Raw genomic sequence first — 24021 nt, forward strand, 5'->3', positions numbered from 1 at the left:
GCCCGTGACGCCACGCTGTGTTTCGGAATGCGACAAATTCGCACCTTTCGTCGCCAGGCGGCCTTGAGAGATGCTTGCGTCCTGTATATGCGAGCGACTCTCAATATCAGATCAAGGCACGCCCTCCATCATGACCTGCGGTCGCGCAGCCTCTCTCCGACGAAGCGTCTCCCTCCTCGCCCTGGCCACCGGCCTGGCAGGCGGCCCGCTCACGGCTTCCGCGCAATCTCCCGCCGCGCCGGCGCCCAATGCCGTGCAGCTGCCCGAGGTGAACGTGCAGGCCGGCGTGGAACGCGGATACAGCCCGGTGCAGGGCTTCGTCGCTGGCGTCAGCGCGACCGCGACCAAGACCGACACGCCGCTGATCGAGACGCCGCAATCCATCTCGGTCATCACCGCGGACGAGATCCGCGCGCGCGACGCGCAGAACATCAACCAGATCATGCGCTACTCGGTCGGCGCCGTCACCGAGACGCGCGGCTCGGCCGCGGTGCGCCTCGATCAGATGACCATCCGCGGCTACTCGCCGAGCCAGTATCTCGACGGCATGCGCCTCGCCGGCGGCCGCGACGCCAATCCGAGCCTCGACGCCTATCGGCTGGAGCGGCTGGAGGTGCTGCGCGGCCCGGCCTCGGTGCTCTACGGCACCACGCCGCCGGGCGGCATCATCAACGCCGTCAGCAAGCGCCCGACCGAGGAGCGCATCCGCGAGGTGCTGCTGCAGGCCGGCACGCGCGAGCACTGGCGCGTCGCCGGCGACTACGGCGGCAAGCTGGACGAGAACGGCGAATGGCTCGGCCGCTTCATCGGCTCCTACGCCGAGGGCAACGGCGAACTCGATGAGGTGCGCGAGCGGCGCTACTTCTTCTCGCCCTCGCTGACCTGGCGGCCGACCAGCAACACCACCATCACCGTCCTCGGCCACTACCAGCGCGACCCGGAATCCGGCTCCTATGGCGGCGTGCCGGGCTGGGGCTCGGCGCTGCCCAATCCGAACGGCCGCATCGCCACGCGCTTCTATGACGGTGACTGGGACTTCGAGCGCAGCAACCGCGAGCACTACCAGATCGGCTATCTCGCCGAGCACCGCTTCAACGACACCCTGACGGTGCGGCAGAACTTCCGTTACATGCACACGCAGGGCGAGTATCGCAGCCTCTACGGATCGGCGATCAGCAGCGACATGACGCAGCTGATCCGCTCGGTCTTCGGCACGGATGCCGACCTCGATGTCTTCAACCTGGACAACCAGGTGCAGGCCAAGTTCGACACCGGACCGGCGCGGCACACCCTGCTGGCCGGGCTCGACTACTTCCGCGTGCTCAACGACGTCTATACCGGCTCGAACGTCTATAACGGCCGCACCCCGAACGGCGTCCTGCGGCAGAGCCTGTTCAATCCGGTCTATGCCAACCAGAACACCCGCTGGCCCGGCTTCGCCACCTACAGCAGCCAGCGGCAGAACCAGCTCGGCGTCTATCTGCAGGATCAGGTGCGGATCGGCCAGCTGGTGCTGATGGCCGGCGGCCGCATCGACTGGTCGGACAGCACGACGGAGAACCGGCGCGCCGGCAGCTTCGCCCTGACCGGTACCTCGCGGCAGACCGACAGCGCCTTCACCGGCCGCGCCGGCGCCGTCTATCTCTTCGAGAACGGCCTCGCGCCCTATGTGAGCTACTCCGAGAGCTTCGAGCCGCAGACCGGCACCGACCGCAACCTGAACCCCTTCGACCCGACCACGGGGCGGCAGTACGAGATCGGCCTGCGCTACCAGCCGCCGGGCACCAATCTCTCGATCGCCGTCGCCGCCTTCGACCTGCTGCGGGAGAACGTGCTGAGCACCGATCCGGTCAATCCGCAGTTCAGCGTGCAGAACGGCGAGGTGCGCACGCGGGGCTTCGAGCTGGAGGCCAAGGCGACGCTGGCGCAGGGCCTGAGCCTGACCGCCGCCTATTCCTATCTCGACATGGAATACACCAAGAGCAACAACAGCGTCGGCATCGACTACGGCATCGAGGGGCGGGCGAGCGGCGGCACGGTGCGGCAGGAGGGCAAGGTGCCGACCGGCATCCCGCGCCACAATGCCTCGGCCTGGCTGGACTATACCGCGCCGGAGGGCCGCTTCGGCGGGCTCGGCGTGGCGGGCGGCGTGCGCTACCTCGGCTCCTCCTGGGGCGATCCGGCGAACACCTTCAAGGTGGATTCCGCGACCCTCTTCGACGCCGCGCTGCGCTATGATCTCGGCCAGGTCAGCCGCGACCTGAACGGCATGCAGCTCGCGGTCAACATCCAGAACGTCGCGGATACGCGCTACGTGGCGAGCTGCCTGTCCTATGCCTGGTGCTGGTATGGCTACGGCCGCACCGTCACCGGCTCGCTGCGCTACCGCTTCTGATGGCCGCATCCGGCAGCACGGCGGCGCGCCGCGCCGCGCCGCCCGCCGCCGAATGGCGCAGGAAGCTCGGTATCCTGCTGCGCGTGGTCGCCGCCATCGGCGGCGGCTATGCGCTGGCCGCGCTCGCCGCCACGGCGGCGGCCCTCGCCCTGCCGATGCAGCGGGCCGATGCGGTGCTGACCGGAATGCTGGCCAGCTTCGCTGTCTATTGCGGCGCCGTGGTCTGGGTCTTCGCGGCGCGTGACGCGCTGCGGGCCTGGCTCGGCATCCTGCTGCCCGCGGCGCTGCTGGCCGGCATCGCCTTCCTGGCGCAAGGCTGGGTGGCGCCATGAAGACCGGCTTCCGGCAATCCATGGCCTGGTTGCACACCTGGTCCGGCCTGCTGGTCGGCTGGGTGCTGTTCCTGATCTTCTTGACCGGAACCGCCAGCTACTTCCGCCCCGAGATCTCGTTCTGGGCGCGGCCGGAGTTGCATCGGCCGCAGGCCGAAGTGGCCTCGCTGCAGCCCGTGCTGGACGCCGCCCTGCGGATGAGCGGCGGCAATGACCTGACGTTGACGCTGCCCAATCCCCGCCTGTCCCTGGCCTCCGCCTTCTGGCGCGACCCCACGGCCAGCGGCCGGGGCTTCCGCACCGCCCTGCTCGACCCTGTCAGCGGCGAGGCCCTGAAGGCGCGCGAGACCCGCGGCGGCGACTTCTTCTTCCGGCTGCATTTCGACCTGCACTACATGTCGCCGATCTGGGCGCGCTGGATCGTCGGCCTCTGCTCCATGTTCATGCTGGTCGCCATCGTCAGCGGCATCATCACGCACCGGCGCATCTTCTCGGACTTCTTCACCTTCCGCCCGCGCAAGGGCCAGCGCTCCTGGCTCGACGCGCATGCCGTGACCGCCGTGCTGGCGCTGCCCTACCACCTGATGATCACCTATACCGGGCTGATCACGCTGATGCTGCTCTACATGCCCTGGGGCGTGCAGGCCGCCTATCGCGACGATCCCCGCACCTTCACCGCCGAGGTCTTCGGCAGCCAGCCGCCGGTCCGCCGCTCCGGCCAGGCCGCGCCGCTGGTGGCGATCGACCCCATCCTGGCCGAGGCGGCGCGGCTCTGGGAGGGAGGGCGCGTCGCGCGGGTCACCATCCGCAACCCGGGTGATGCGGAAGCGCGCATCGACATCAATCGCGGCGATGACGACCGCCTGGCCGCCAGCCGCCAGAGCCTGGTCTTCCATGGCGTGAGCGGCGCGTTGCTGGATCGGGATGACCGCGACAGCGGCACGGCCCTGACGCATGGAGCCTTCTACAGCCTGCATGTCGGGCGCTTCGCCGAGGGGGCGCTGCGCTGGCTGTTCTTCCTCTCCGGCCTAGCCGGCACCGCCATGGTTGGCACCGGCGTGCTGCTCTGGGCCGTCAAGGAGCGGCAGGAGCACCGCAAGGCGGGCCGCGTCGGCCCCGGCCTGCGGCTGGTGGAGGTGCTGAACCTCGCCACCCTGGCGGGGCTGCCGGTGGCCATGGCCGGCTTCTTCTGGCTCAACCGCCTGCTGCCGGCGGAAATGCCGGGACGCTCAGGCTGGGAAACGGACGGGTTCTTCATCCTCTGGGGCCTCTGCCTGCTGCACGCTCTCTGCCGCCCCGGTCTGCGCGGCTGGATCGAGCAGCTCAGCCTGGCCGGGGCGCTCGGCCTCCTGCTGCCGGTGGCCAGCGCGCTGACGGTGCCGAGCCATCTGGGCGCCAGCCTGACGCGGGGGCCGGCCACGGTCGCGGCGGTGGAGCTGACCGTGGCCGCGCTGGGCGCCCTGATGCTCGGAGGCGCAGTCTATCTGGCGCGGCGGAAGGCGCCGCTGCCCCGGGCGGCGCGGGGCGCGGCGAAGCCGGCGGCGAGGCCGGCGGAATGATTCCGCTGAGCTTCGCCCTGGCCTATGCCGGCTTCGCCGGCCTCTGCCTGGCCATGGACCGCCACCAGCGCGACCTCTTCGGCCGCCGCTTGGCGGCGGGCCGCTCGGCCGGCCTGCGCTGGGCGGGTTGGCTGCTGCTCGGCCTGTCCCTGCCGCCCTGCGTCCTGGCGGCAGGCTGGGGTATCGGCAGCGTGCTCTGGTGTGGCCTGCTGACCCTGGCCGCCGGCCTTCTGGTCCTGTTGATGCCCTATGCGCCGCGGTTGCTGGCCCTGCCGCCGCTGCTGGCCCTGGCCGGGCTGCCGCTGGCCTGAGCGGGGTTGCGGAGGCCGCCCCGCTCCTGTTCCATGCCGGTCGATCCTGAACGGAGATGGATATGCTCAGTCGCCGCACTCTTCTGGCGGCCGCCGGCGCCGCCGGCGTGGCCGCCGCGCCCGGCCGCTTCGCGATCGCCCAGCCGGCCCGGCAGCGCCTGCTGAAGCTCGTGCCGCAGGCCAACCTGACCAGCCTTGATCCGGTCTGGACGACGGCGAACATCACCCGCAACCATGCCTACATGATCCATGACACGCTCTACGGCATGGACAGCAGCTTCACCCCCCGGCCACAGCTGGCGGAAGGGATGGTCGAGGAGGATGAGGGCCGCAGCGTCACCGTCACGCTCCGCGACGGGCCCCGCTTCCATGACGGCGAGAAGGTGCGCGCGCAGGATGCGGTGCCGAGCCTGCAGCGCTGGATGAAGCGCAGCCCGATGGGGCAGAAGCTCGCCATGTTCGTCGAGGAGATGGTGGTCGTGGATGACCGCCGCTTCCGCTTCCGCCTGAAGCAGCGCTTCCCGATGCTGAAGGCGGCACTGGCGCAGGTGAGCAACAGCCCGCCCTTCATCGTCCCCGCCCGGCTGGCGCAGACCGACGCCTTCACCCAGATCCGCGACACCACGGGCTGCGGCCCGTTCCGCTTCAAGGCGGACGAGTTCAACTCGGGCAGCCTCGTCGTCTATGAGCGCAACGCCGAGTACAGCCCGACGCCGGACGGTCAGCCGAGCCTGACGGCCGGGCCGAAGGTGCCGCATTTCGACCGCGTCGAATGGCACATCATCACCGATGCCTCGACCGCCGCGGCGGCGCTGCAGACCGGCGAGATCGACTGGTTCGAGCAGCCGCCGCCGGAGATCCAGATGCTGCTGGCACGCAACCGGCAGATCTCGATCGAGGCGATCGACCCGCTGCCGCTGGTCGGTGTGCTGCGCTTCAACCACCTGCACGCGCCGTTCAACGACAAGAAGATCCGCCAGGCGCTGCTGCCCGCCATCAGCCAGTCCGATTTCATGAGCGCCGTGGTCGGGCCCGAGCCGTCGCTCTACTTCGACAATGTGGGCGTCTTCACGCCCGGCACGCCGATGGCGAGCGAGGTGGCGCTGGAGCCGCTGAAGGGCGAGCGCAGCCTCGACCGCGCCAAGGCGCTGCTGCGCGAGGCCGGCTACGGCAACCAGCCCATGCGGCTGATCGGGCCCACCGACATCCTGGCGCCGTCGGCCATGACCCAGGTGGCGGCGGATCTGGTGCGGCGCCTCGAGTTCAATGCCGACATCGCACTCGGCGACTGGGGCACGGTGGTGCAGCGCCGCACCTCGCGCGAGCCGGTGGACAAGGGCGGCTGGAGCATGCTGCTCACCTCCTTCTCCTCCTTCGACTTCGCCGATCCCTCGGCGCATTTCCCGCTGCGCGGCAACGGTGCCGCCGCCTGGGTCGGCTGGCCGGACATGCCGCGCCTGGAGCAGCTCCGCGACGAGTGGTTCCTCGCGACCGACCTCCCGGCGCAGAAGCGGATCGGCGAGGAGATGCAGCGCGTGGCGATGGATGAGCTGCCCTACATCCCGGTCGGCGCCTACAAGTCGATGACGGCGATCAACAAGAACCTCCAGGGCCGTGTTCCCGGCTTCGCCATCATGTGGAACATGCGGCGCGTCTGATCGTCCTGACATATCGGGAGAGGAAGGGCCGGGTCCGCAGGGATCCGGCCCTTTTCGCGATGTGACCCCGGTCACTGCGCCGATGCAGGGAGTCGTCGAAATTCTCGCGCACCAAGGCGTATCCCGCAACGCAACGTGTCTCAATAAGATTGGTCACACCAAGTTCAAGTCGCGGAAAGAGATTGTCTCTTGTGCGGGCCGCTTACAAAACTTCAGCTTGTATCGAAATTGAATCTTTTGGGCCGTGCACCGGCGGGCGGATACAACCCATGGCGACATTCTCCCTTCCCTCGCGAAGCACGCGACTCTCCATCCAGGTGGAAAGCGGCGATCTGACGGTCCTGGATCAGGACGCCAACACCAACGACACCCTCATCCGCGATGCCGCCCACCCGGAAACCTCACCGGTGCCGGGTGGCGGCACGCTGCGCCCGGGCTTCACCGGCACCGGCTATCTCGACTTCGGCGACACGCCGGGCGACCGGGTCAGCTTCAACCTGGATGTGGCGGAGGCCGGATCATACGATCTCAACATCCGCTATGCGTCGCAGATCTTCGGCTCGGGGCCCCGCAGCCTTGACATCGGGGTGAATGCCGGCGGCCCTGGTGTCGTGGCCTTCCCCGACACCGGCCCGGCGGGTGGCGCGGCGGCGCAGCAGGGTTTCAACGTCTGGGGCTTCCTGACCCGCACCGTGACGCTGGCGGCGGGGACCAATACCGTCACCCTCGCCATTCCGGCGGGCGCCTCCACCGGGCCGAATGTCGATCGGATCGAGCTGACCCCCGCCGGCACCGGACCGATCCCGGCCGACAGCAGCGCCGACGCCGATGGCAACCTCTTCCTCGACGCGCCGGACGCGCCGCTCTCCGGGGCTGCCCTGGCCTCGGTCAACTTCACCATCAGCGGCGTCGATGCCGATATCGTCGCTCTGGCGATCAGCTTCGATGGCGGCGTCACCCGCACCGACATCACCGGCCGGCCGGATGCGGATGGCGACTTCGTCTTCGACGCCAGCCATCTGTCCCCCGGGGCCGTGACCGCCACGGTCTATGTCACCGATCAGGTCGGCAACGTCGCCTCGGCCACCGCCGGCCTGCAGATTGCCGCGGCGGTCGATCCGGCGGCCGCCATCGTCATCCAGGCGGAGGACACGTCGCGCGTCACCGTGCAGGACACCGGCTCCCCGGCGAGCGCCGATTTCACCCGCGCGGTGGACGCGGCGCATCCCGATTCCGGCGGTAATGTCCGCGCCGGCGCCGCCGGCGGCGCCTATATGGATTTCGGTGGCAATGCGGGAGATGCCATCAGCGTCGCCGTCAGTGTGGCGCAGACCGGCGTCTACGATGTCACCTTCCGCTACGGCAATGGCGGCGCCGGCAACCGGCCGCTGCTGCTCGCCGTCGATGGCGGCAACGCGATCACGGTGAACTTTCCGCCCGCCGGCACGGCCGGCAGCGGCACCGGCGCGACCGGCTGGAATGCCTGGGGCGAGGTCACGCTTCCGGTCACGCTGGGGGCGGGCGACCATGTGCTGCGCCTCAGCATTCCGGCGGGCGCCAACTCGGGTCCGAACATCGACCAGGTGACGCTCCAGCTTCAGGACGAGCCCGGCGGGCCCGGCCTGCCGCAGGTCTTCGGCGAGGTCGTCCGCGTCAACTTCGAGCCGGCGGCGGGCGCGGGCGGCCTGCCGGCCGGCTATGCCACGCCGGCCGGCTACGAGGCCGACACCGGCGCAGCCTTCGGCAGCCGGGGCGGCGGCTTCAGCTATGGCTGGGTGACGGAGGCGAGCGTCGCGGACGGCACCGCCAACGGCACCATCGCCGCCGCGCTGCCGACGGGCGCGCTGAGCTACCGCAACACCGTGCCCGGCGCCACCGCGCTGCAGAAGACCCTGGCGCAGATGGAACAGCCGGCGGCCGGCGCCGCGGGCGCGCGGGCCTGGGAGATCGCGCTGGAGAACGGCACCTATCAGCTCAGCCTGTCCATCGGCGACAGCGGCGGCCCCTTCGACAGCACCTACGCCGTCAATGTCGAGGGGCTCGCCTTCGGCCGCAGCTGGGTTCCCGCCAATCCCGGCGGCAATGGCGCGCAGGACGGCGGCGGCTTCCGCTCGACGCTGCAGACCGGCATCGTCCAGGTGACCGATGGCCGCCTCACCATCGATTCCATCGGTGGCACCAACACCGAGCTGCAGTATCTCGAGATCGAGCGCGTGCCGGACCTGACGCCGAGTGACGGGCGCAGCGCCGATCGCGACTACTCGTACTTCGTTGGTCCCGTCGCCGCCTACCTGAACGAGCAGGTGCCGATCTCCATCGGCGCCGGCGGCGCCCTGCCGATCGGCATCAATCCGCTCTCCAGCTTCGTCGTCGGCGTCAACCTGCAGGCGCCTGGCCACCGCGGACCGAACGTGACCCGCACGGACGGCGTTACCCTGGTCGAGACGCTGACCGGCCTGGAGGTGCCGCTGGATGTCCAGATCAGCGGCGGGGCGGATTCGCTGACGCTGCGCCCGCTCCAGGACCTCAAGCCCTTCACCGGCTACACGCTGATGGTGAGGGATGTCCTGGATCTCGGCAGCATCACCGATGGCGCGGCGCCGCTGCGGCAGATGCAGGATCTCACCACCAGCTTCGTCACCGGCGCCACGCCGGTCAACGTGGCGCGCGAGGTCGGCTTCAACACCCAGGTGCTGCTCAACGGCTTCATCGACGGCGCGGCGGGCTTCACCTCCATCACCTTCGGGCCGGACGGCAAGCTCTACGTCGCCACCATCACCGGCGAGATCCACCGCTGGTCGGTGCTGGGCGATGGCAGCCTCGACAAGGCCTCGCAGGAGACGCTGTCGCTCGGCCACTTCGACCAGGGCGCGGCGGGGCGGCGCGGCATCATCGGCATGGTCTTCGACCCGACGAACCCCGATGTCATCTGGGTGTCGGACAACTACCCGATCCCGCGCGAGAACAAGGCCTTCAGCACGCCGGAGTTCTCCGGCAGGATCAGCAAGATCGAGCTCGGTGCCGGCGGCTCCTTCAGCGGCGCGACGGCGGAGGCCTATATCACCGGCCTGCCGCGCTCCGGCGGCGACCATGTCACCAACAGCCTGGCCTTCCGCGCCAATCCCGATGCCGGGCAGGCGGGCGAGCCGGCCCACCTGCTCTATGTTACCCAGGGCTCCAATTCCTCCGGCGGCAGCGCCGACAATGCCTGGGGCAACCGGCCCGAGCGCCTGCTCAACGCCGCCGTGCTGGAGATCGACCCCAGCCGCGACGCCCCCGCCGGCGGCTTCGACGTCCGCACCGAGCCGGTGACGGACCCGACGACCAGCAACCCGCCCTCCAGCTTCAATGCCGACGGAACCTATCCCGGCTTCTACAACCCCTACGCGGCGGATGCGGTGCTGAGCATCTACGCCAGCGGCGTCCGCAACGCCTACGATCTCGTCTGGCACAGCAACGGCCATCTCTACGCGCCGACGAACGGCAGCGCGGTCGGGCCGCACACGCCGGAGGATCCGACCCAGCCCGGCGACCAAGTGATCGACTACGGGCCGAAGCAGAAGGACTATCTCTTCACGATCTCGGAAGGGAAGTACTACGGCCATCCGAACGTGCTGCGGGACCAGTACATCCTGAACGGCGGCAATCCCACCGCCGGGGAGGATCCGAACGAGGTCGTCGCCGAGAAGGACGGGACGCCCGGCACGGATGGCTATGACGTGGGCGTGCTGCCCGATCCGGCCTACGACCTCGCCGGCACCTACGACCTCGGCTACAACCAGTCGCCCAACGGCGCCATCGAGTACCGCAGCAATGTCTTCGGCGAGAGCCTCAAGGGCGCCATCCTCGTCGCCCAGTTCTCGATCGGCGACAATGTCCGTATGGTCCGCCTCGACGCCGGGGGCGCCGTCATCGGCGACGACGTGCTGCGCCGGCCCGACGGCTCGGTGATCGACGACTACATCGATCCGCTCGACATCGTCGAGGACCCCGCGACCGGGCAGCTCTACCTGATGACGCTGAACCGCGGCACCGGGGCCAGCCAGCTCGTCCTGCTCAGCCCGGTGCCGGGTGCCGTCGTCTCCGACGTCACCGCCGACGAGGGCGGCGACCTGACGCTCAGCGTGGTCGATGGCGGCAATCCCGCGTCGGTCCTGTTCCAGATCGGCGGCGCCGATGCCGATCTCGTCGGCTTCACCGTCAGCCTCGGCGGCGGCGCCGCGCGGAGCGTCACGCCCGACGCGCAGGGACGGTTCAGCCTGGCGGTCGCTGCCGGCACGGCGGTCACCGCCCAGCTGGAGGTGACCGACGGTGCCGGCAACCGGGCGACGGCCAGCACGCTCTACACCCCGCCCCAGCAGCCCGCGCAGCTTGTCTCCCTGGTCACCATCCAGGCCGAGGACAACACGCCCGGCGACGGCACGGCGGTCGGCCTCTCCTCCGGTGCCGGCGCGCAGATCCAGATCCGCACGGCGGCCAATCCCGAGAGCGGAAGCGGGCTGGTCAATGGCCTGCGGCCGGGCGCCTTCGGCCTCGACGGGAACACCGTCAACACCGATGGCGTCCCGGGCGGCTATGCCGATTTCGGCGCCCTCGCCGGGGATTTCGTCACCTTCACCTTCGCCGTGCCGGCGGCGCAGGCAGGCAGTGGGCTGATCCGCGTCCGCTACGGCAATGGCGGAGCGACGGACCGGCCGCTGGACGTGCTGGTGAACGGCGTCAGCACCGGAGTGCGCGGCTTCGGCCCGCCCGCAGGCCAGAGCGGCGACGCCGCCTGGGCCACGTGGCAGATCCTGGAGGTGCCCGCCAACCTGGTCTCCGGGACCAACACCGTCAGCTTCCGCGCGACCGCCAACACGGGCCCGAACATCGACCAGATCGAGGTGCTGGCGCCCGCCGCGCCGCCGCAGCCGCAGGAGCCCTACGTCTTCCTGGAGGCGGAGGCGGCGGCGCTGGTCGGTGCCAGGGTCGTCACCGAGAACCGCAACCAGTCGGGCGCCTTCGTCGATTACGACGGCACCGCCGACCAGTCGATCACCTGGACGGTGGAGGCGCCGCAGGCCGGGATCTACGAGATCGGTGTCCGCTATGCCCTGGCCGCCGGCAAGGGCGACCGCCCGCTGGCCCTGGCGGTGAACGAGGCGCCGCTCGGCGCGCTCAGCTTCCCGGGCTTCAGCAATGCCGCCGAGAGCGAATGGCGGTTCCAGACCACGACCGTCGAGCTGCAGCAGGGCGACAACACGATCCGCCTGACCGCGCCGAACGCCGTCGGCCCGAATGTCGACCAGCTGCGGGTGGCGACGAGCCCGGCGCAGCCCGCCTTCCAGCCGGACTATGCCGCCATCTCGGGCGAGACGCGGATCGAGCTGGAGCAGACGGCGACGCATGCGACGCGCATCGTCAATGCCCGGACGGTCGACTTCTACTTCACCCCGTCCGCGAGCGGCGCCTATCTGCTCGACCTCGCCGCCAATGCCGGCGCGCCGAACGGGCAGGGCCTGACCCTCTACCTGAACGACACGCTGCTGGCCGATCTGGCCTTCCCCGGAAGCGGCACGGCAGGCGAGGTCAGCACGGGCCTCTCCTTGACGGCGGGCCAGTCCTACCATCTCCGCGTCGTCTCCGACGCGCCGGGCGCGAATGCGCTGGACTATCTCGACCTGCGCCCGGCGCCGGCCGGTGCCGGCCGGATCGCCGTGCAGGCCCTCGACGCCACCTTCTTCGACGACCGGCTTCAGTTCAGCTATCTGGAGGATCCCAACGCCCAGCGGCCCGATCTGGTCGACCGTGCCTTCAAGTCCAGCGGCGTGGTGCGGGTCACCAATTCCGGCGAGGGGCCGCTGGCGATCAGCGGCGCGACGCTGGACGGCCCCTTCAGCCTGGCCAATCCGGCCGCGCTCAGCAACCTGTCCCTGGCGGCCGGCCAGTCGGTCGATGTCACGGTGCTGTTCAACCGGGCGCTCTATATGCCGCCGACCAGCAATGTCGATCTCACCTCGACCACCTTCGAGGGCCATCTCCGGATCAACACCAATGATCCCGCGGCGCCGCAGGCGACGGTGCAGCTCGCCGGCTTCTGGCAGGCGCGTGACGAGGGCGGGCAGGAGCCGAATGTCAACGAGGTCTGGAAGGTCTTCGGCTTCGGCAATGTCATTGAGGGGCTGAGCACGCGCGGCGGCGGCGAGAACTCGGTGCTGAACGACTTCGATCTCTACCGTTCCGCCGATGCCACCGAGGTGCTCTCGCCCTACTGGCGCATCGCCGATGGCTATACCGCGGCGACGGCCACGCATATCGCGGCCTATCACGGCAACGGCGGCGCCAGCTTCGCCATCCATAATCCCGGCAACAAGTTCCAGCAGAGCACGCTCTGGACCCATGACGGGAACGACAACCAGACGCTGCTGCCGCTGCTCGGCAATGGCGGCTTCTCGAGCCGCAGCTTCACCGCCGCCGACATCCCGGATGCCTGGGCCGGCAACGACGTCTTCGGCATGTCGATCGACAGCCTCTCCACCGACCCCCGGCTCAACCCGGCGGGCGGCGGCACGCCACCCGCCGGCACCTCCGGCATCCCGCGCGGCTACACGCACCGGATCTTCCAGGCGGTCGATCAGGACGGGGATGTCATCCCGAACGTCTATCTCGGCGTCATGGACTACACGGGCATCAACTACGACTACAACGACAACATGACCGTCATCGAGGGCATCACGCCGGTGGGCTTCGGGCAGCAGCTCGTCGTCGCCGGGCTCGATGATGCCGCGGCGGATGAGCGCCTGGTCTTCTCCCGCATCGACAATCCGGCCAATGCCAGCCAGGCCTTCCGCGACGAGGCCGTGCTGACGCTGCGCAACGACGGCTCGGCGGCGCTCGGTATCTCCGGCGTGACCCTGGACGATCCCAACGGCTTCCAGCTCATCGGCACCGCGCCGGCGACGCTCGCGCCGGGCGCCAGCGTCAGCCTGACGCTGCGCTTCACCGGCACCCATGCCGGGACGGCGGCGGGCGCCCAGCTCTACGAATCCAGCCTGACGATCCATTCGACCGACTTCACCCAGGGCCAGAAGGTCATCGCCCTCAGCGGGCTGGCACAGGAGTTCTCCGAGAACAATTCCGAGCCGAATGTCGCGCAGATCGTCGAGGCCTTCGGCTACGACACCAACGTGGCGCAGGCGGCGCTGGCGGGCGGCGGCTGGGTCGAGACGATCGGCGACGAGGTGCTGATGCCCTACCTGGAGCGGCTCGATGGCGGCAGGCCGGTGGAGGTCGTCCAGCTCGCCGCCATGCTGAACCAGGGCGCCGTGGCGCGGCTCGGCACCCACACCCTCTCCTCCGGCCAGACCACGAACCTGCTGGCCAATGACGACCAGCAGGGCCAGACGCTGCTGCCGGATTCGCTGGTCGCGGGGGCGGGGGCCGGCGCCTCGGTGGCCCGCGCCAGCTTCAGCCCGGCCGCGCCCTTCGGCCTGCATGTGACGGTGGACGGGCGCCCGACCTATGCCTCCTGGTCGGACCCGCAGGCCAACCGGCTCGACCCGGCCCTGAGCCCGCTGGTGGGCGCGGATCAGGGCCATCTGATCCGCTTCTTCCAGGCGCGGGACGGGGACGGGCAGGTCATCGCCGGCAGCTATATCGGCGTGCAGGATTATCCTGGCGGCGCCAACTACGACTACAACGACCTGGTCTTCCTCATCACCAATGTCCGCCCCCATGCCCTGACGGCGCTCGAGGATGCGGACCGCAATGGGGTGCTGGATGTCCTGCAGCGGGATACGGACCAGGACGGGCTCCGGGACTTCTTCGACATCCCCGGCGTGGTGGCCTGACCGCGGGCTGGTCCCCTAGTCGGGCCACCCCGCCGCGGCGTGGGGCAGGCGGCCCTCCCGCAGAAGGCGGGTCCGCTCCATGCCGAAGAGGATCGCATCGGCGTAGTCCGCGCCGATGCGGCGATACTCCTCATCCGTCGGCACCGAGGAGGCCATATCCCGGCCGCCCGCGCCGGCGCAGGCACCGAGCCCGACCAGCGCCAGGAGGGCAAGGGCACGCAAGCCGGGCCGTCGAAGGATCATCCGGTCCCTCCGGTTCTGAAACCTCATCCTCGCCCAGTGTGCCGCACGGTGCCGCAAAGGGCCAGCCTTTGCGGAGAGCGTCGCGGCCCTCCCGTCAGCCGGGACCGGACATGGCCGCCCGCAATGCCAGGCTGCGGCGCGAGGGCTGGCGGACGCGTCGCCCCCGCCCCGTCCGGCCGGGGGGAGACGCCGCGCCCGACAGATGGGCCGCGAGCCTGGCCGCCAGGGCCTCGGCGGTGGCCCGGCCCTCGGCGGTGAGCTCCGCCTCGCCGGGCCGGTAGCGGAGCCGGGCCTCGGCCAGGATCGGCTGGCCGGGACCGAAGCCGGTCTCGCGGCCCAGCCGCATCAGGACCGCCAGGACCTCCGAGCCACTATAGGGCACGCTGGTGGTCACATCGGCGGTCTGCCGGCCGAGCCGGGCCCAGAGCGCCCAGTCGCGGATCACCGTCCGCTCCAGACCCTCGTCCGGCAGAGGGTCTAGCGCCTGCTGGAGAAGGTCGAGAAAGGTGGCGCGGCGGGCATACCAGAGCGCGCGCGAGGCGAGATCAGGGAAATACTCCGACATGGGTCATCCGGGGCGGCGAGGGGGGAACACCCTGTCAGGCGGGGTCAGGCGCCGCCTCACCGGCTCCGGCGCAAAGAACATATAGTGAACTTGAATGGCGGAACAAGAGGAGGAGCAAGGCTGCTTATGATCGATTCGCAGGCAAATAGCCCGCCTTCTGTTCGGATATGAACGAGGTGCCTCGGCATTGCACAAAAATGGGTCTGCGGAGGGGCAAGGCTCCCGGATAGGATGGCCTCCACACCCAATCCGACAGGAGGTTCTCGCCGATGTGCGATCGCTGGGGCTGCACCACCTCCCTCCACAGGCCGCGCCTGGCTCGGCGCGGCTTCCTGAAAGCCGCCGCGGCCACGAGCCTGACCATGGCCCTCGGCCCGGGGCAGCAGGCCCTCGCGCAGGGCAAGAGCATGATCTCGAGCCGTGGCACGGGGTTCTGCAACCTGAACCTGTTCCTGGCGCATGCCATGCAGTTCTCGAAGCAGGATGGCGTGCAGCTTGACTTCGTGAACGCGCCGACCTTCGCCGAGCAGGTCACTTTCCTGGGCATGGGTCAGTCGAACATCGGTGTCCTCCCCTATACCAGCGCGCTGTCGCTTATCGACGGCGGCGCGCCGGTCAGGATCGTCGGCGGCGGCGGCGTCGAGGGATGCGTGCTGGTGGCGCAGCCGGGCCTCGACAGCGCCGAGAAGCTGAAGGGCAAGACACTCGGCACCTTCCAGCTCGATACGCTGGAGGTGCTGCCCTATGACTGGCTGAAGTCGAAGGGCGTCGCGCTCAAGGACGTCACGGTGCGCTACATGGGCTCGACGCCCGAGGCGGCCGAGGCCTTCCGTGCCGGCGCGCTCGACTGGATCGCCACCATCGAGCCCTATGGAACGGCGCTGCTGAACGACGTGAAGGGCGCGGTGAAGCTGTCCGACGGCACCGATCTCTATGGCCGCGGCTATACCGATTGCGTGCTCGCCGCCCGCACCGAGGTCATTCAGAACAACCCGCAGGGCGTCAAGGCCGTCATCAAGGCGATGATGCAGGCGCAGGCGATGTTCGAGAAGGACCCGGAGGCGGTGCTGCCGAAGCTGGTTGGCACCTACTACAAGACCTCGATGGAGAATGCCCGCATGGCCTCGACCAAGCAGCCCAGCGTGGTCGATGCGCGAAGCCAGGCGGCGTTCATCCTCGGCCGCGTGCAGAGCCTGATCGAGATGGGCTACGCCAAGAAGAAGCCCGACCCCGCCATCCTGGACTGGACGCTGCTGGAGCAGGTGATCGCCGAGAACAAGCCGCTCTATGAGAGCCTGAAGTGGAAGTCGGCGGCATGACCGCGCAGCTGGCCCGGGCCGCGGCGGTGCCGGTGCCGACCCTCTCCCTCGAGCGCCGCGCGGCGCTGCGCGCCTGGGGCGTGCGGCTCGGCTGGTCGCTCCTCTCGGTCGGGAGCTTCGCCCTGCTCTGGGAGTTCCTCTGGCTGATCGGCTGGGCAGACCCCAAGCTGCTGCCGCCGCCGCACGTCTTCATGGGCAACTTCGTCGAGCAGGCGCGCAACTTCAACACGGCGCAGCGCTGGCAGATCGGCACCGGCGGCGGCGGCCCGACCCCCTGGGAGGCGGTCGGCATCACCATCCTCTCCTCCACCGCGCGCGTCTTCGCCGGCCTGCTGCTGGCGGGCGCGGCCAGCATCCTGGTCGGTGTCGGCATCCGCTACTCCCGCTGGGCGGAGCGGCTGGTGCTGCCGACGGTGACACTGCTGGCACCGGTCTCGCCCATCGCCTGGCTGCCGGTCGCCATCTTCCTCTTCGGCATCGGCAACGGGCCGGCGGTGTTCATGGTGTTCATCGCGCTGTTCTTCACCATGACCATCTCGACCATCGCGCAGATCGACGCCGTGGACCGCAACTTCATCAACGTCGCGCGCACCATGGGGGCGACGAAGCGGCAGATCTATACCCGCGTCGTGGTTCCGGCGATCCTGCCTGGCCTCCTCGTCGTGCTGCGGCTCAACCTGTTCGGCGCCTGGATGGTGGTGCTGGTGGCGGAGGCGACCGGCGTCGGCTACGGGCTGGGGCAGGTGATCATGCTGGCGCGCAATACCTTCAACCCCTCGCTTGTCTTCTTCACCATCGCGTTGATCGGCCTGCTCGGCTTCGGCTTCGACTGGCTTCTGCGCAAGCTCCAGGCCCGCATCCTCTACTGGGTGCCCGAGACGAAGGTAATCGCCGGTGTCTGAGGAGAATTCCGTCCTGTGCCGCAACCTGGGCAAGACCTGGAACGCCGGCACGATCCGCGCGCATGAGGCATTGCGCAACATCGACCTCGCGGTGAAGCCGGGAGAGTTCGTCGTCCTGCTCGGCCCCTCGGGTTGCGGCAAGTCCTCGCTGCTCTATCTGGTCGCCGGGCTGGAGGAGCACACCTCCGGCACCCTGGACGCCTTCGGTGCGCCGGTCACCGGACCCTCGCCGGACCGCAGCCTGATCTTCCAGCAGACCTCGCTGTTTCCCTGGCTGACGGTCTGGCAGAACGTGACCTTCGGCCTCTCGCTGCGCGGCGAGGGGGCGGAGGCGCGGCGGGCGGCGGCGCGCGAGGCGCTGGCGCGCGTCGGCCTCTCGGACGCGATGGAGAAGCGGCCGGACGAGTTGTCGGGCGGCATGCGGCAGCGCGTCGCCGTCGCCCGTGCGCTGACCATGCGGCCGCGCGTGCTCCTGATGGACGAGCCCTTCGCCGCGCTTGATGTGCAGACACGCGCCAAGATGCAGGATTTCCTGCTCGACGTCTGGCGCAGCTCCGGCGCCTCCGTGCTGTTCGTCACGCACGGCATCGATGAGGCCGTGGCCCTGGCCGACCGGGTCGTCGTCTTCACCGCCCGGCCGGGCCGCATCAAGGCCGTCGTTCCGATCAACCTGCCCCGCCCGCGCGACCCCTTCTCGCGCGAGGCCGAGGCGCTGCGCCAGGAGCTGACCGGCCTGCTGCGCGACGAGGTGGACCGCGCCTTTGCCGAGCAGGAAGCCCTGGCGCCGGCCTGATCACGCCGCCCGAACCGACATTGTCCCCGAACCGACATCGCCTGAGACAAGGAAGAATCGCCATGACCGCGACGATGGTGCGCGCCCGCCACCTGATCACCCGGACGCTCGACCGCCACACGCACGAGCAGTTCGACGACGCGGCGCTGATCCAGGAGGACGGCATCGTCACCGCGATCGGCGCCTGGGATGACCTCCGCGCCCGCTATCCGGACATGACCGTGCTGGGCAGCGGGCAGGAGGTGGTGCTGCCGGGCTTCGTCAACGGCCATCACCACGTCGGCCTCACCCCGGTGCAGCTCGGCAGCCCCGACATGCCGCTCGAGTTGTGGTTCATCACCCGGCTGCTCTGCCGCAACGTCAATCTGCGGCTGGACACCCTCTACTCCGCCTTCGAGATGCTGGCCTCCGGCGTCACCACGGTGCAGCACATCCATGGCTGGATCCCCGGCACGCTGAACGACGTGGAGGCCGCCTCCAACGCGGTGATCGGCGCCTACGAGGAGATCGGCATGCGGGTCTCCTACTGCTTCGCGCTGCGTGATCAGAACCGCCTCGTCTATCAGGCGGACCAGGACTTCGTCGCCAGCCTGCCGGAGGCGCTGCAGGGTCCGATGGCGCGGCATTTCGCGCGCTTCCGCATGAGCCTCGACGACAACTTCGACCTGTTCCGCCACCTGCGGGCGCGGCACGAGGGGAAGGAGCGCGTCCGGGTGCAGCTGGCGCCCGCCAATCTTCATTGGTGCTCCGACACGGCGCTGACGAAGCTCGCCGAGGTCAGCGCCGGCGAGGACGTGCCGATGCACATGCACCTCCTGGAGACCGCCTTCCAGAAGGAGTACGCGGCACGGCGCGGCGGCTGCACGGCGGTGGAGTATATCGACCGCTTCGGCCTGGTGACGAAGAACCTGACGCTCGGCCACGGCGTCTGGCTGAGCGAGAAGGATATCGACCGGCTGGCCGAGGTCGGCGCCTGCGTCTGCCACAACTGCTCCTCCAACTTCCGCCTGCGCAGCGGCATCGCGCCGCTGAACCGACTGGAGGCGCGCGGCGTCACCACCGCCATCGGCACCGACGAGGCGGGCATCAACGACGACCGCGACATGCTGCAGGAGATGCGCATGGTGCTGCGCGCGCATCGCACACCGGGCGTCGGCGACGAGGTGCCGACCATGCAGCAGGTTCTGCGCATGGCGACGGCCGGCGGCGCCCGCACCACCGCCTTCGAGGGCCGCATCGGCACTCTGGAGGTCGGCAAGGCGGCCGATCTGGTGATGCTGGACTGGCAGCAGGTCGCCTGGCCCTTCCTGGACGAGGCGACGCCCGTGCTGGATGCCGTGCTGCAGCGGGCCAAGATGGGCGGGGTGCGCGCCACCATGGTGGCGGGCGAGGTGCTCTACCAGGACGGCCGGTTCACCCGTGTTGACCAGGACGCGGCGCTGAAGGCCCTGCACGAGGATCTGTCGAAGGCGCTGACGACGGATGAGGTGGAGCGGCGCGGCCTGTCGAAGGCCCTGCTGCCGCATGTGAGGCAGTTCTACGAGGGCTACTTCGACCCCGGGACGCACCAGCCCTTCTACCGCCAGAACTCGATGGCCTGATCATCCGGCCGCGGCGCGCCGTCGAAGCGCGCCCGCTCGGACCGCGCCATGCGGTCGATGAAGCCGACCAGCGCCCGGACCCGCGCGATGCCCCGCTGCTCGCGCTTCGTCACCAGATAGAGCTTCTCGCAAGGCCCCTCGTGCCGCACCGGGATGCGCCGCAGGCCGGGCTCATGGTCGCCCAGGAAGCAGGGCAGGGCGGTGATGCCGAGGCCCGCCCGCGCGGCGGCCAGCAGCAAGGGCATGGTGGCCGCGCTCATCACCGGCGGGCGGCCCGGAAACAGGGCAGTCATCCACTGGGCTTCCGGCATGGTGACTTCCTGGCCGGTGGTCTGCAGGTGCGGCAGCTCGGCCAGCATGCCCCGCTCCGCCGCCTTGCAGGCCTGTTCGGCCAGCTCCGGCGCGGCGTAGAGCGCGAAGCGGCACTCGGCGAGGCGGCGGATGTCCAGCCGGTCCGAGACGGGGCGGCTGATGCGCAGGCCGAGATCGATCTCCCCATGCACCAGCGATTCCAGCGAGAGGTCGCCGAACAGCGTGATGCGGATGCCTGGATGTGCGCGCTGAAAGGCCGGCAGGTGCGGGACGAGGAAATCCGTCAGCAGGGCGAGCGGGGCGGTGACGCGCACCTCGCCCTCCAGCCGCGCATCGGCGCCGGTGGCCGATCGGGCGAGGCCGGCGATCTCCTCCTCGATGCGCCCGGCATGGGCCAGCACCTCCTCCGCCGCCTCGCTGCGCAACAGCATCTGGCCGCGTCGGTGGAAGAGGCGGGTCTGCAGGGCCTCCTCGGCGGCGGCCAGACGACGCGCCACGGTGCTGTGGCTGACGCCGAGCAGCCGGGCCGCGCCCAGCAGGGTGCCCGTCCGGTCAAGCGCCAGGAGGAAGCGCAAATCGTCCCAGTTGAAGCCTGCCACGGCATTCCCCGATCCGGCGGTCGCGCCGGCGGCGCGCGCATGCGCGCATCAAGGCATGGCCGGGACAGGAAAGAAAAGGGGGGGCCGCGGCCCCCCTCCCGCGCGTCAGCCGGCCAGGCTGCGGCCCGCGGAGCCGAGATCGGCGAAAGCCTCGTCCAGCCGCTTGACGATGCCCTTCTCGCCGGCGCGCAGCCACTTGCGCGGATCGTAGAGCTTCTTGGTCGGCTTGCCGTTCGAGGGGTCGATCTGATGCTTGAAGGCGACGGCATTGGCCTCGACATAGGCCCCCACCGGCTCGGCGAAGGCGAACTGCGTGTCGGTGTCGATGTTCATCTTGAACACGCCATAGGAGACCGCCTCGGTGATCTTGTCCTTCTCCGAGCCGGAGCCGCCGTGGAAGACCAGCGCCATCGGCTTGTCGCCGCCGCCGAACTTCTCCGACACCGCCGCCTGCGAGGCCTTCAGGATCTCCGGCCGCAGCTTGACGTTGCCCGGCGCATAGACGCCATGGACATTGCCGAAGGAGGCGGCGACGGTGACATGGCCGATGGGCGACAGGATCTCCCAGGCCTTCAGCACATCCTCGGGCTGGGTGTAGAGATGCGCGTTCTCGGCGCTCTCCTCGACATCGTGCCCGATGCCGTCCTCCTCGCCGCCGGTGACGCCGAGCTCGATCTCCAGGCTCATGCCGAGCGGCGCCATGCGCTTCAGCACCTTGGCGCATTCCTCGATATTGACGTCGAGCGGTTCGGCCGAGAGATCGATCATGTGCGAGGAGAAGAGCGGCCGGCCGGTCCGCTTCATGTGCTCCTCGCCATGGTCGATCATGGCGTTGACCCAGGGCAGCAGCGAGCGGTCGGCATGGTCGGTGTGCAGCACGACGCAGATGCCATAGGCCTTGGCCACGGCATGGACGTGCTGGGCGGCGGAGACGGCGCCGAGCACGCGCGCCGCGGCCGCGTCCGGGCAGCCCTCGCCGGCGAAGAAGCGGGCGCCGCCATTGGAGAGCTGGATGATGACGTCGGACTTGTTCTTCGCCGCCGCTTCCAGCACCGCGTTGATGCTGTTGGTGCCGACCACGTTCACGGCGGGAAGGGCGTAGCCACCCTCGCGGCAGGCGGCCAGCAGCGTCAGGTAGTCCTGACCGGTGACGACGCCTGGCTGCAGCTTCGGCGTCGTCGAGGGGGCGGTGCCGGACTGCAAGGTCTCGCTCATGAAGGGTCTCCGCTTGGAAGGGGGGGTCCGCCGGGGCGGATCGCCGCCCATCAATACAGCATGGGGCGGCGGCTGAAACCCCCTTGAATTTGCTGACTCACCGGGGCCGGGCGGGGTTCCGGGCTTTTGGATTTGCCCGCAAGCCGCGGAGTGCGCGATCCTGGCCCAAGGCCTAGATCCGTCAGTGTCAGGAGGAGGCCGCACCATGATCGCGCAGACCATCAGCCCCGTATTCCCGGCCGGAGAGCGAGCCGAGGAGGAGCGCTGGGAGGCCGTGCTGCGCCGCGACCCGGCGGCCGATGGCGGCTTCGTCTTCGCCGTTCGCAGCACCGGCGTCTATTGCCGCCCGAGCTGCCCGGCGCGCCGGCCACGGCGGGAGAATGTCGCCTTCCATCCGGACGGCGCCGCCGCCCGCGCCGCCGGCTTCCGCCCCTGCCTGCGCTGCCGCCCGGACGAGGCCGGGCTGCGGGAGCGCCAGGCCCGGCTCGTCGCGGAGAGCTGCCGGCGGATCGACGCGGCCGAGGCGGCGCCGCCCCTCGCGGAGCTGGCCGCCGCCGCCGGCCTGAGCCCCTATCATTTCCATCGCCTGTTCCGGTCCGTCACCGGCTTGACGCCGCGCGGCTATGCCGCCGGGCGCCGGGCCGAGCGGCTGCGGCGCGAGCTGGCCGGGGGCGAGAGCGTCACCGGAGCGCTCTATGGCGCCGGTTTCGGCTCCAGCGGGCACTTCTACGCCGCGGCGGACGGCGCCCTGGGCATGACGCCCGCCGCCTTCCGCGACGGCGGGGCGGGGGCGGAGATCCGCTTCGCCACGACCCGCTGTTCGCTCGGCGCCCTGCTGGTCGCGGCCAGCGACCGGGGCGTCTGCGCCATCCTGCTGGGCGATGCGCCCGAGGCGCTGCGCGAGGATCTCGGCCGCCGCTTCCCGCGCGCCGCCCTGCGCGAGGGCGAGGCCGGCTTCGGCGCGCTGGTCGCGCAGGTGGTGGCGCTGATCGAGGCGCCGGGCCTGGGGCACGACCTGCCGCTCGACCTGCGCGGCACCACCTTCCAGCAGCGGGTCTGGCAGGCCCTGCGGCAGATCCCGGCCGGCCGCACCGAGAGCTATGCCGAGGTGGCGGCGCGCATCGGTGCGCCCGGCGCCGCCCGCGCCGTGGCCCGCGCCTGCGCCGGCAACGCCCTGGCGGTGGCCATTCCCTGCCACCGGGTGGTGCGCGGTGATGGCGGCCTGTCCGGCTACCGCTGGGGGGCGCCGCGCAAGCGGGCGCTGCTGGAGCGGGAAGGCGCGCGGGAGGCCCTCACCCCGGCGGCGGAATGACGCCGACACTCTCCGCCGCCCGGCAGATCTCGGCCCAGCTCGCCGGATCGATCGGCACGCCCTCCGCCAGGCGCCGCGCGCGGCTGCGGCGTTCCGGCTCACCGGCCAGCATCACCGGATGCGACGGATCGGCGGCGGGTGAGGCGCGTATGTAGTCCAGCAGCGCCACCACGTCCTGGTCGAACACGGCGGGGTCGATCAGGTGCCCGGGCTCGATCAGAATGGCGGTCATGCCATTGATGATGGCCGGGTCGGCGGCATCGGTCCCTGGCGCGGTGGGGCCCCCGGACAGGACGCCGCCCAGCAGTTCGCAGATCAGCGCCAAGCCGGAGCCCTTGTGCTCGCCGAAGGGCAGCATGGCGCCGCCCCCCTTGCCATAGATGACGCCCGGATCGCGCGTCGGCTGGCCGTGGGCGTCGATCAACGCGCCCTCCGGCACCGGCTTGCCGGCGTTGTAGGCGACGCGCACCTTCCCCAGGGCGATGCGGCTGGTGGCGAAATCCAGCACCACCGGCGTCTTCCCCTGGGGTACGGCGATACAGATCGGGTTGGTCGAGGTGCGGGCATCGGCGCCGTCGAAGGGCGCCACGCGCGGCACGCCGGACAGGCCATTGACGAAGAACAGCCCGATCATGCCGGCCGCCGCCGCCTGCTCGCCATACTGCCCGACGCGGGCGATGTGATGCACATTGCGCAGCGTGGCCAGGGCGAGGCCGTGCTGGCGGGCGGCGCCGATGGCCCAATCCGTGACCTCGCGCGCCACCACCTGGCCATAGCCCATGCCGCCGTCGAAGGCGGCGAGCGCGCCGTGGCCACCCATCCGCTCGGCATGGCGGTCGGGAAGGAGTCGGCCGGCGGCGCGGCTGCGCAGATAGGCCGGCAACATGCCCGGCCCGTGGCTGTCATGGCCGCGCAGCGCCGCTTCCACCAGATGATCGGCGACGATCGCCGCTTCCTCGACCCCGCTGCCGGCGGCGGCCAGGGCCTCGGCGAGGAAATCCCGAAGCGGGTCCGCGGCGATCAGCATGGGCGGGATGTCCTCTTTCTGGTCCGGCCCGCGGATACCCGGCCGGAGG

Annotated in this window: 16 protein-coding genes; 11 read left to right on the forward strand and 5 right to left on the reverse strand. The window is 70.2% G+C overall.

Annotation, left to right across the window (positions count from 1 at the left end; translation table 11 throughout):
* Window positions 1-130 precede the first annotated feature (130 nt).
* The 6 genes from ACF3NH_RS19240 to ACF3NH_RS19265 all read left to right on the forward strand — a co-directional run bounded on the left by ACF3NH_RS19240 (window position 131) and on the right by ACF3NH_RS19265 (window position 14084).
* Window positions 131-2395, forward strand: coding sequence for a TonB-dependent siderophore receptor (locus ACF3NH_RS19240; protein WP_422925165.1), 2265 nt, complete (start codon window positions 131-133; stop codon window positions 2393-2395).
* The gene (locus ACF3NH_RS19245) at window positions 2395-2727 is read left to right on the forward strand and encodes a DUF3649 domain-containing protein (protein ID WP_198366912.1); all 333 of its coding nucleotides are present in this window, start codon (window positions 2395-2397) and stop codon (window positions 2725-2727) included. Before ACF3NH_RS19240 ends, ACF3NH_RS19245 begins: the two co-directional genes overlap by 1 nt.
* The gene (locus ACF3NH_RS19250; protein WP_422925168.1) at window positions 2724-4286 is read left to right on the forward strand and encodes a PepSY-associated TM helix domain-containing protein; all 1563 of its coding nucleotides are present in this window, start codon (window positions 2724-2726) and stop codon (window positions 4284-4286) included. The genes ACF3NH_RS19245 and ACF3NH_RS19250 overlap by 4 nt, the downstream gene beginning before the upstream one ends.
* Complete coding sequence (locus ACF3NH_RS19255) at window positions 4283-4597, forward strand: DUF3325 domain-containing protein (protein WP_198366606.1); 315 nt, start codon at window positions 4283-4285, stop codon at window positions 4595-4597. Before ACF3NH_RS19250 ends, ACF3NH_RS19255 begins: the two co-directional genes overlap by 4 nt.
* Window positions 4598-4659: 62 nt before the next feature.
* Complete coding sequence (locus ACF3NH_RS19260; protein WP_422925170.1) at window positions 4660-6255, forward strand: ABC transporter substrate-binding protein; 1596 nt, start codon at window positions 4660-4662, stop codon at window positions 6253-6255.
* A gap of 269 nt (window positions 6256-6524) precedes the next feature.
* A complete protein-coding gene (locus ACF3NH_RS19265; protein ID WP_422925172.1) occupies window positions 6525-14084 on the forward strand; it encodes a carbohydrate-binding protein in 7560 nt (2519 codons plus the stop codon).
* Between the two features lie 15 nt (window positions 14085-14099).
* Here the strand turns inward: ACF3NH_RS19265 and ACF3NH_RS19270 are convergent, their stop codons facing one another.
* Entirely contained in the window at window positions 14100-14327 is a 228-nt protein-coding gene (locus tag ACF3NH_RS19270) for a hypothetical protein (protein WP_198366609.1), read from the reverse strand.
* Window positions 14328-14421: 94 nt separating this feature from the next.
* Window positions 14422-14892 carry a hypothetical protein gene (locus tag ACF3NH_RS19275; RefSeq protein WP_198366610.1) on the reverse strand — a complete coding sequence of 157 codons (471 nt, stop codon included), beginning with the start codon at window positions 14890-14892 and terminating at the stop codon, window positions 14422-14424.
* 269 nt (window positions 14893-15161) lie between these two features.
* Between ACF3NH_RS19275 and ACF3NH_RS19280 the strand changes: the two genes are divergently transcribed.
* The 4 genes from ACF3NH_RS19280 to ACF3NH_RS19295 all read left to right on the forward strand — a co-directional run bounded on the left by ACF3NH_RS19280 (window position 15162) and on the right by ACF3NH_RS19295 (window position 19507).
* Window positions 15162-16211: an ABC transporter substrate-binding protein gene (locus ACF3NH_RS19280; protein ID WP_198366611.1), complete on the forward strand. Its 1050-nt coding sequence runs from the start codon at window positions 15162-15164 to the stop codon at window positions 16209-16211.
* Window positions 16208-17113, forward strand: a complete 906-nt coding sequence (locus ACF3NH_RS19285) for an ABC transporter permease (protein WP_198366612.1) — start codon at window positions 16208-16210, stop codon at window positions 17111-17113. The genes ACF3NH_RS19280 and ACF3NH_RS19285 overlap by 4 nt, the downstream gene beginning before the upstream one ends.
* The gene (locus ACF3NH_RS19290) at window positions 17106-17906 is read left to right on the forward strand and encodes an ABC transporter ATP-binding protein (protein ID WP_370591992.1); all 801 of its coding nucleotides are present in this window, start codon (window positions 17106-17108) and stop codon (window positions 17904-17906) included. The genes ACF3NH_RS19285 and ACF3NH_RS19290 overlap by 8 nt, the downstream gene beginning before the upstream one ends.
* A gap of 62 nt (window positions 17907-17968) precedes the next feature.
* Complete coding sequence (locus tag ACF3NH_RS19295; RefSeq protein WP_422925176.1) at window positions 17969-19507, forward strand: amidohydrolase family protein; 1539 nt, start codon at window positions 17969-17971, stop codon at window positions 19505-19507.
* Here the strand turns inward: ACF3NH_RS19295 and ACF3NH_RS19300 are convergent.
* Window positions 19483-20418: a LysR family transcriptional regulator gene (locus ACF3NH_RS19300; RefSeq protein WP_422925178.1), complete on the reverse strand. Its 936-nt coding sequence runs from the start codon at window positions 20416-20418 to the stop codon at window positions 19483-19485. The genes ACF3NH_RS19295 and ACF3NH_RS19300 overlap by 25 nt on opposite strands.
* 105 nt (window positions 20419-20523) lie before the next feature.
* A complete protein-coding gene (fbaA, locus tag ACF3NH_RS19305; protein WP_422925180.1) occupies window positions 20524-21633 on the reverse strand; it encodes a class II fructose-bisphosphate aldolase in 1110 nt (369 codons plus the stop codon).
* Window positions 21634-21838: 205 nt separating this feature from the next.
* Here fbaA and ada point away from each other — a divergent pair, with 205 nt between their 5' ends.
* Window positions 21839-22945, forward strand: a complete 1107-nt coding sequence (ada, locus tag ACF3NH_RS19310; RefSeq protein ID WP_198366616.1) for a bifunctional DNA-binding transcriptional regulator/O6-methylguanine-DNA methyltransferase Ada — start codon at window positions 21839-21841, stop codon at window positions 22943-22945.
* On the opposite strand, the gene ACF3NH_RS19315 is transcribed toward ada, so the two are convergent.
* Complete coding sequence (locus tag ACF3NH_RS19315) at window positions 22926-23972, reverse strand: malate/lactate/ureidoglycolate dehydrogenase (protein ID WP_422925182.1); 1047 nt, start codon at window positions 23970-23972, stop codon at window positions 22926-22928. The genes ada and ACF3NH_RS19315 overlap by 20 nt on opposite strands.
* Between the last annotated feature and the right edge of the window lie 49 nt (window positions 23973-24021).

It is taken from the genome of Pseudoroseomonas sp. WGS1072 (assembly GCF_049340465.1).
Lineage (GTDB): Bacteria > Pseudomonadota > Alphaproteobacteria > Acetobacterales > Acetobacteraceae > Pseudoroseomonas.

What these genes read in the sequence shown, in the direction of transcription:
- ACF3NH_RS19240 (WP_422925165.1), top strand. Translation starts at nt 131, where the DNA reads ATGACCTGCGGTCGCGCAGCCTCTCTCCGACGAAGCGTCTCCCTCCTC.
- ACF3NH_RS19245 (WP_198366912.1), top strand. Translation starts at nt 2,395, where the DNA reads ATGGCCGCATCCGGCAGCACGGCGGCGCGCCGCGCCGCGCCGCCCGCC.
- ACF3NH_RS19250 (WP_422925168.1), top strand. Translation starts at nt 2,724, where the DNA reads ATGAAGACCGGCTTCCGGCAATCCATGGCCTGGTTGCACACCTGGTCC.
- ACF3NH_RS19255 (WP_198366606.1), top strand. Translation starts at nt 4,283, where the DNA reads ATGATTCCGCTGAGCTTCGCCCTGGCCTATGCCGGCTTCGCCGGCCTC.
- ACF3NH_RS19260 (WP_422925170.1), top strand. Translation starts at nt 4,660, where the DNA reads ATGCTCAGTCGCCGCACTCTTCTGGCGGCCGCCGGCGCCGCCGGCGTG.
- ACF3NH_RS19265 (WP_422925172.1), top strand. Translation starts at nt 6,525, where the DNA reads ATGGCGACATTCTCCCTTCCCTCGCGAAGCACGCGACTCTCCATCCAG.
- ACF3NH_RS19270 (WP_198366609.1), bottom strand. Translation starts at nt 14,327, where the DNA reads ATGATCCTTCGACGGCCCGGCTTGCGTGCCCTTGCCCTCCTGGCGCTG.
- ACF3NH_RS19275 (WP_198366610.1), bottom strand. Translation starts at nt 14,892, where the DNA reads ATGTCGGAGTATTTCCCTGATCTCGCCTCGCGCGCGCTCTGGTATGCC.
- ACF3NH_RS19280 (WP_198366611.1), top strand. Translation starts at nt 15,162, where the DNA reads ATGTGCGATCGCTGGGGCTGCACCACCTCCCTCCACAGGCCGCGCCTG.
- ACF3NH_RS19285 (WP_198366612.1), top strand. Translation starts at nt 16,208, where the DNA reads ATGACCGCGCAGCTGGCCCGGGCCGCGGCGGTGCCGGTGCCGACCCTC.
- ACF3NH_RS19295 (WP_422925176.1), top strand. Translation starts at nt 17,969, where the DNA reads ATGACCGCGACGATGGTGCGCGCCCGCCACCTGATCACCCGGACGCTC.
- fbaA (WP_422925180.1), bottom strand. Translation starts at nt 21,633, where the DNA reads ATGAGCGAGACCTTGCAGTCCGGCACCGCCCCCTCGACGACGCCGAAG.
- ada (WP_198366616.1), top strand. Translation starts at nt 21,839, where the DNA reads ATGATCGCGCAGACCATCAGCCCCGTATTCCCGGCCGGAGAGCGAGCC.
- ACF3NH_RS19315 (WP_422925182.1), bottom strand. Translation starts at nt 23,972, where the DNA reads ATGCTGATCGCCGCGGACCCGCTTCGGGATTTCCTCGCCGAGGCCCTG.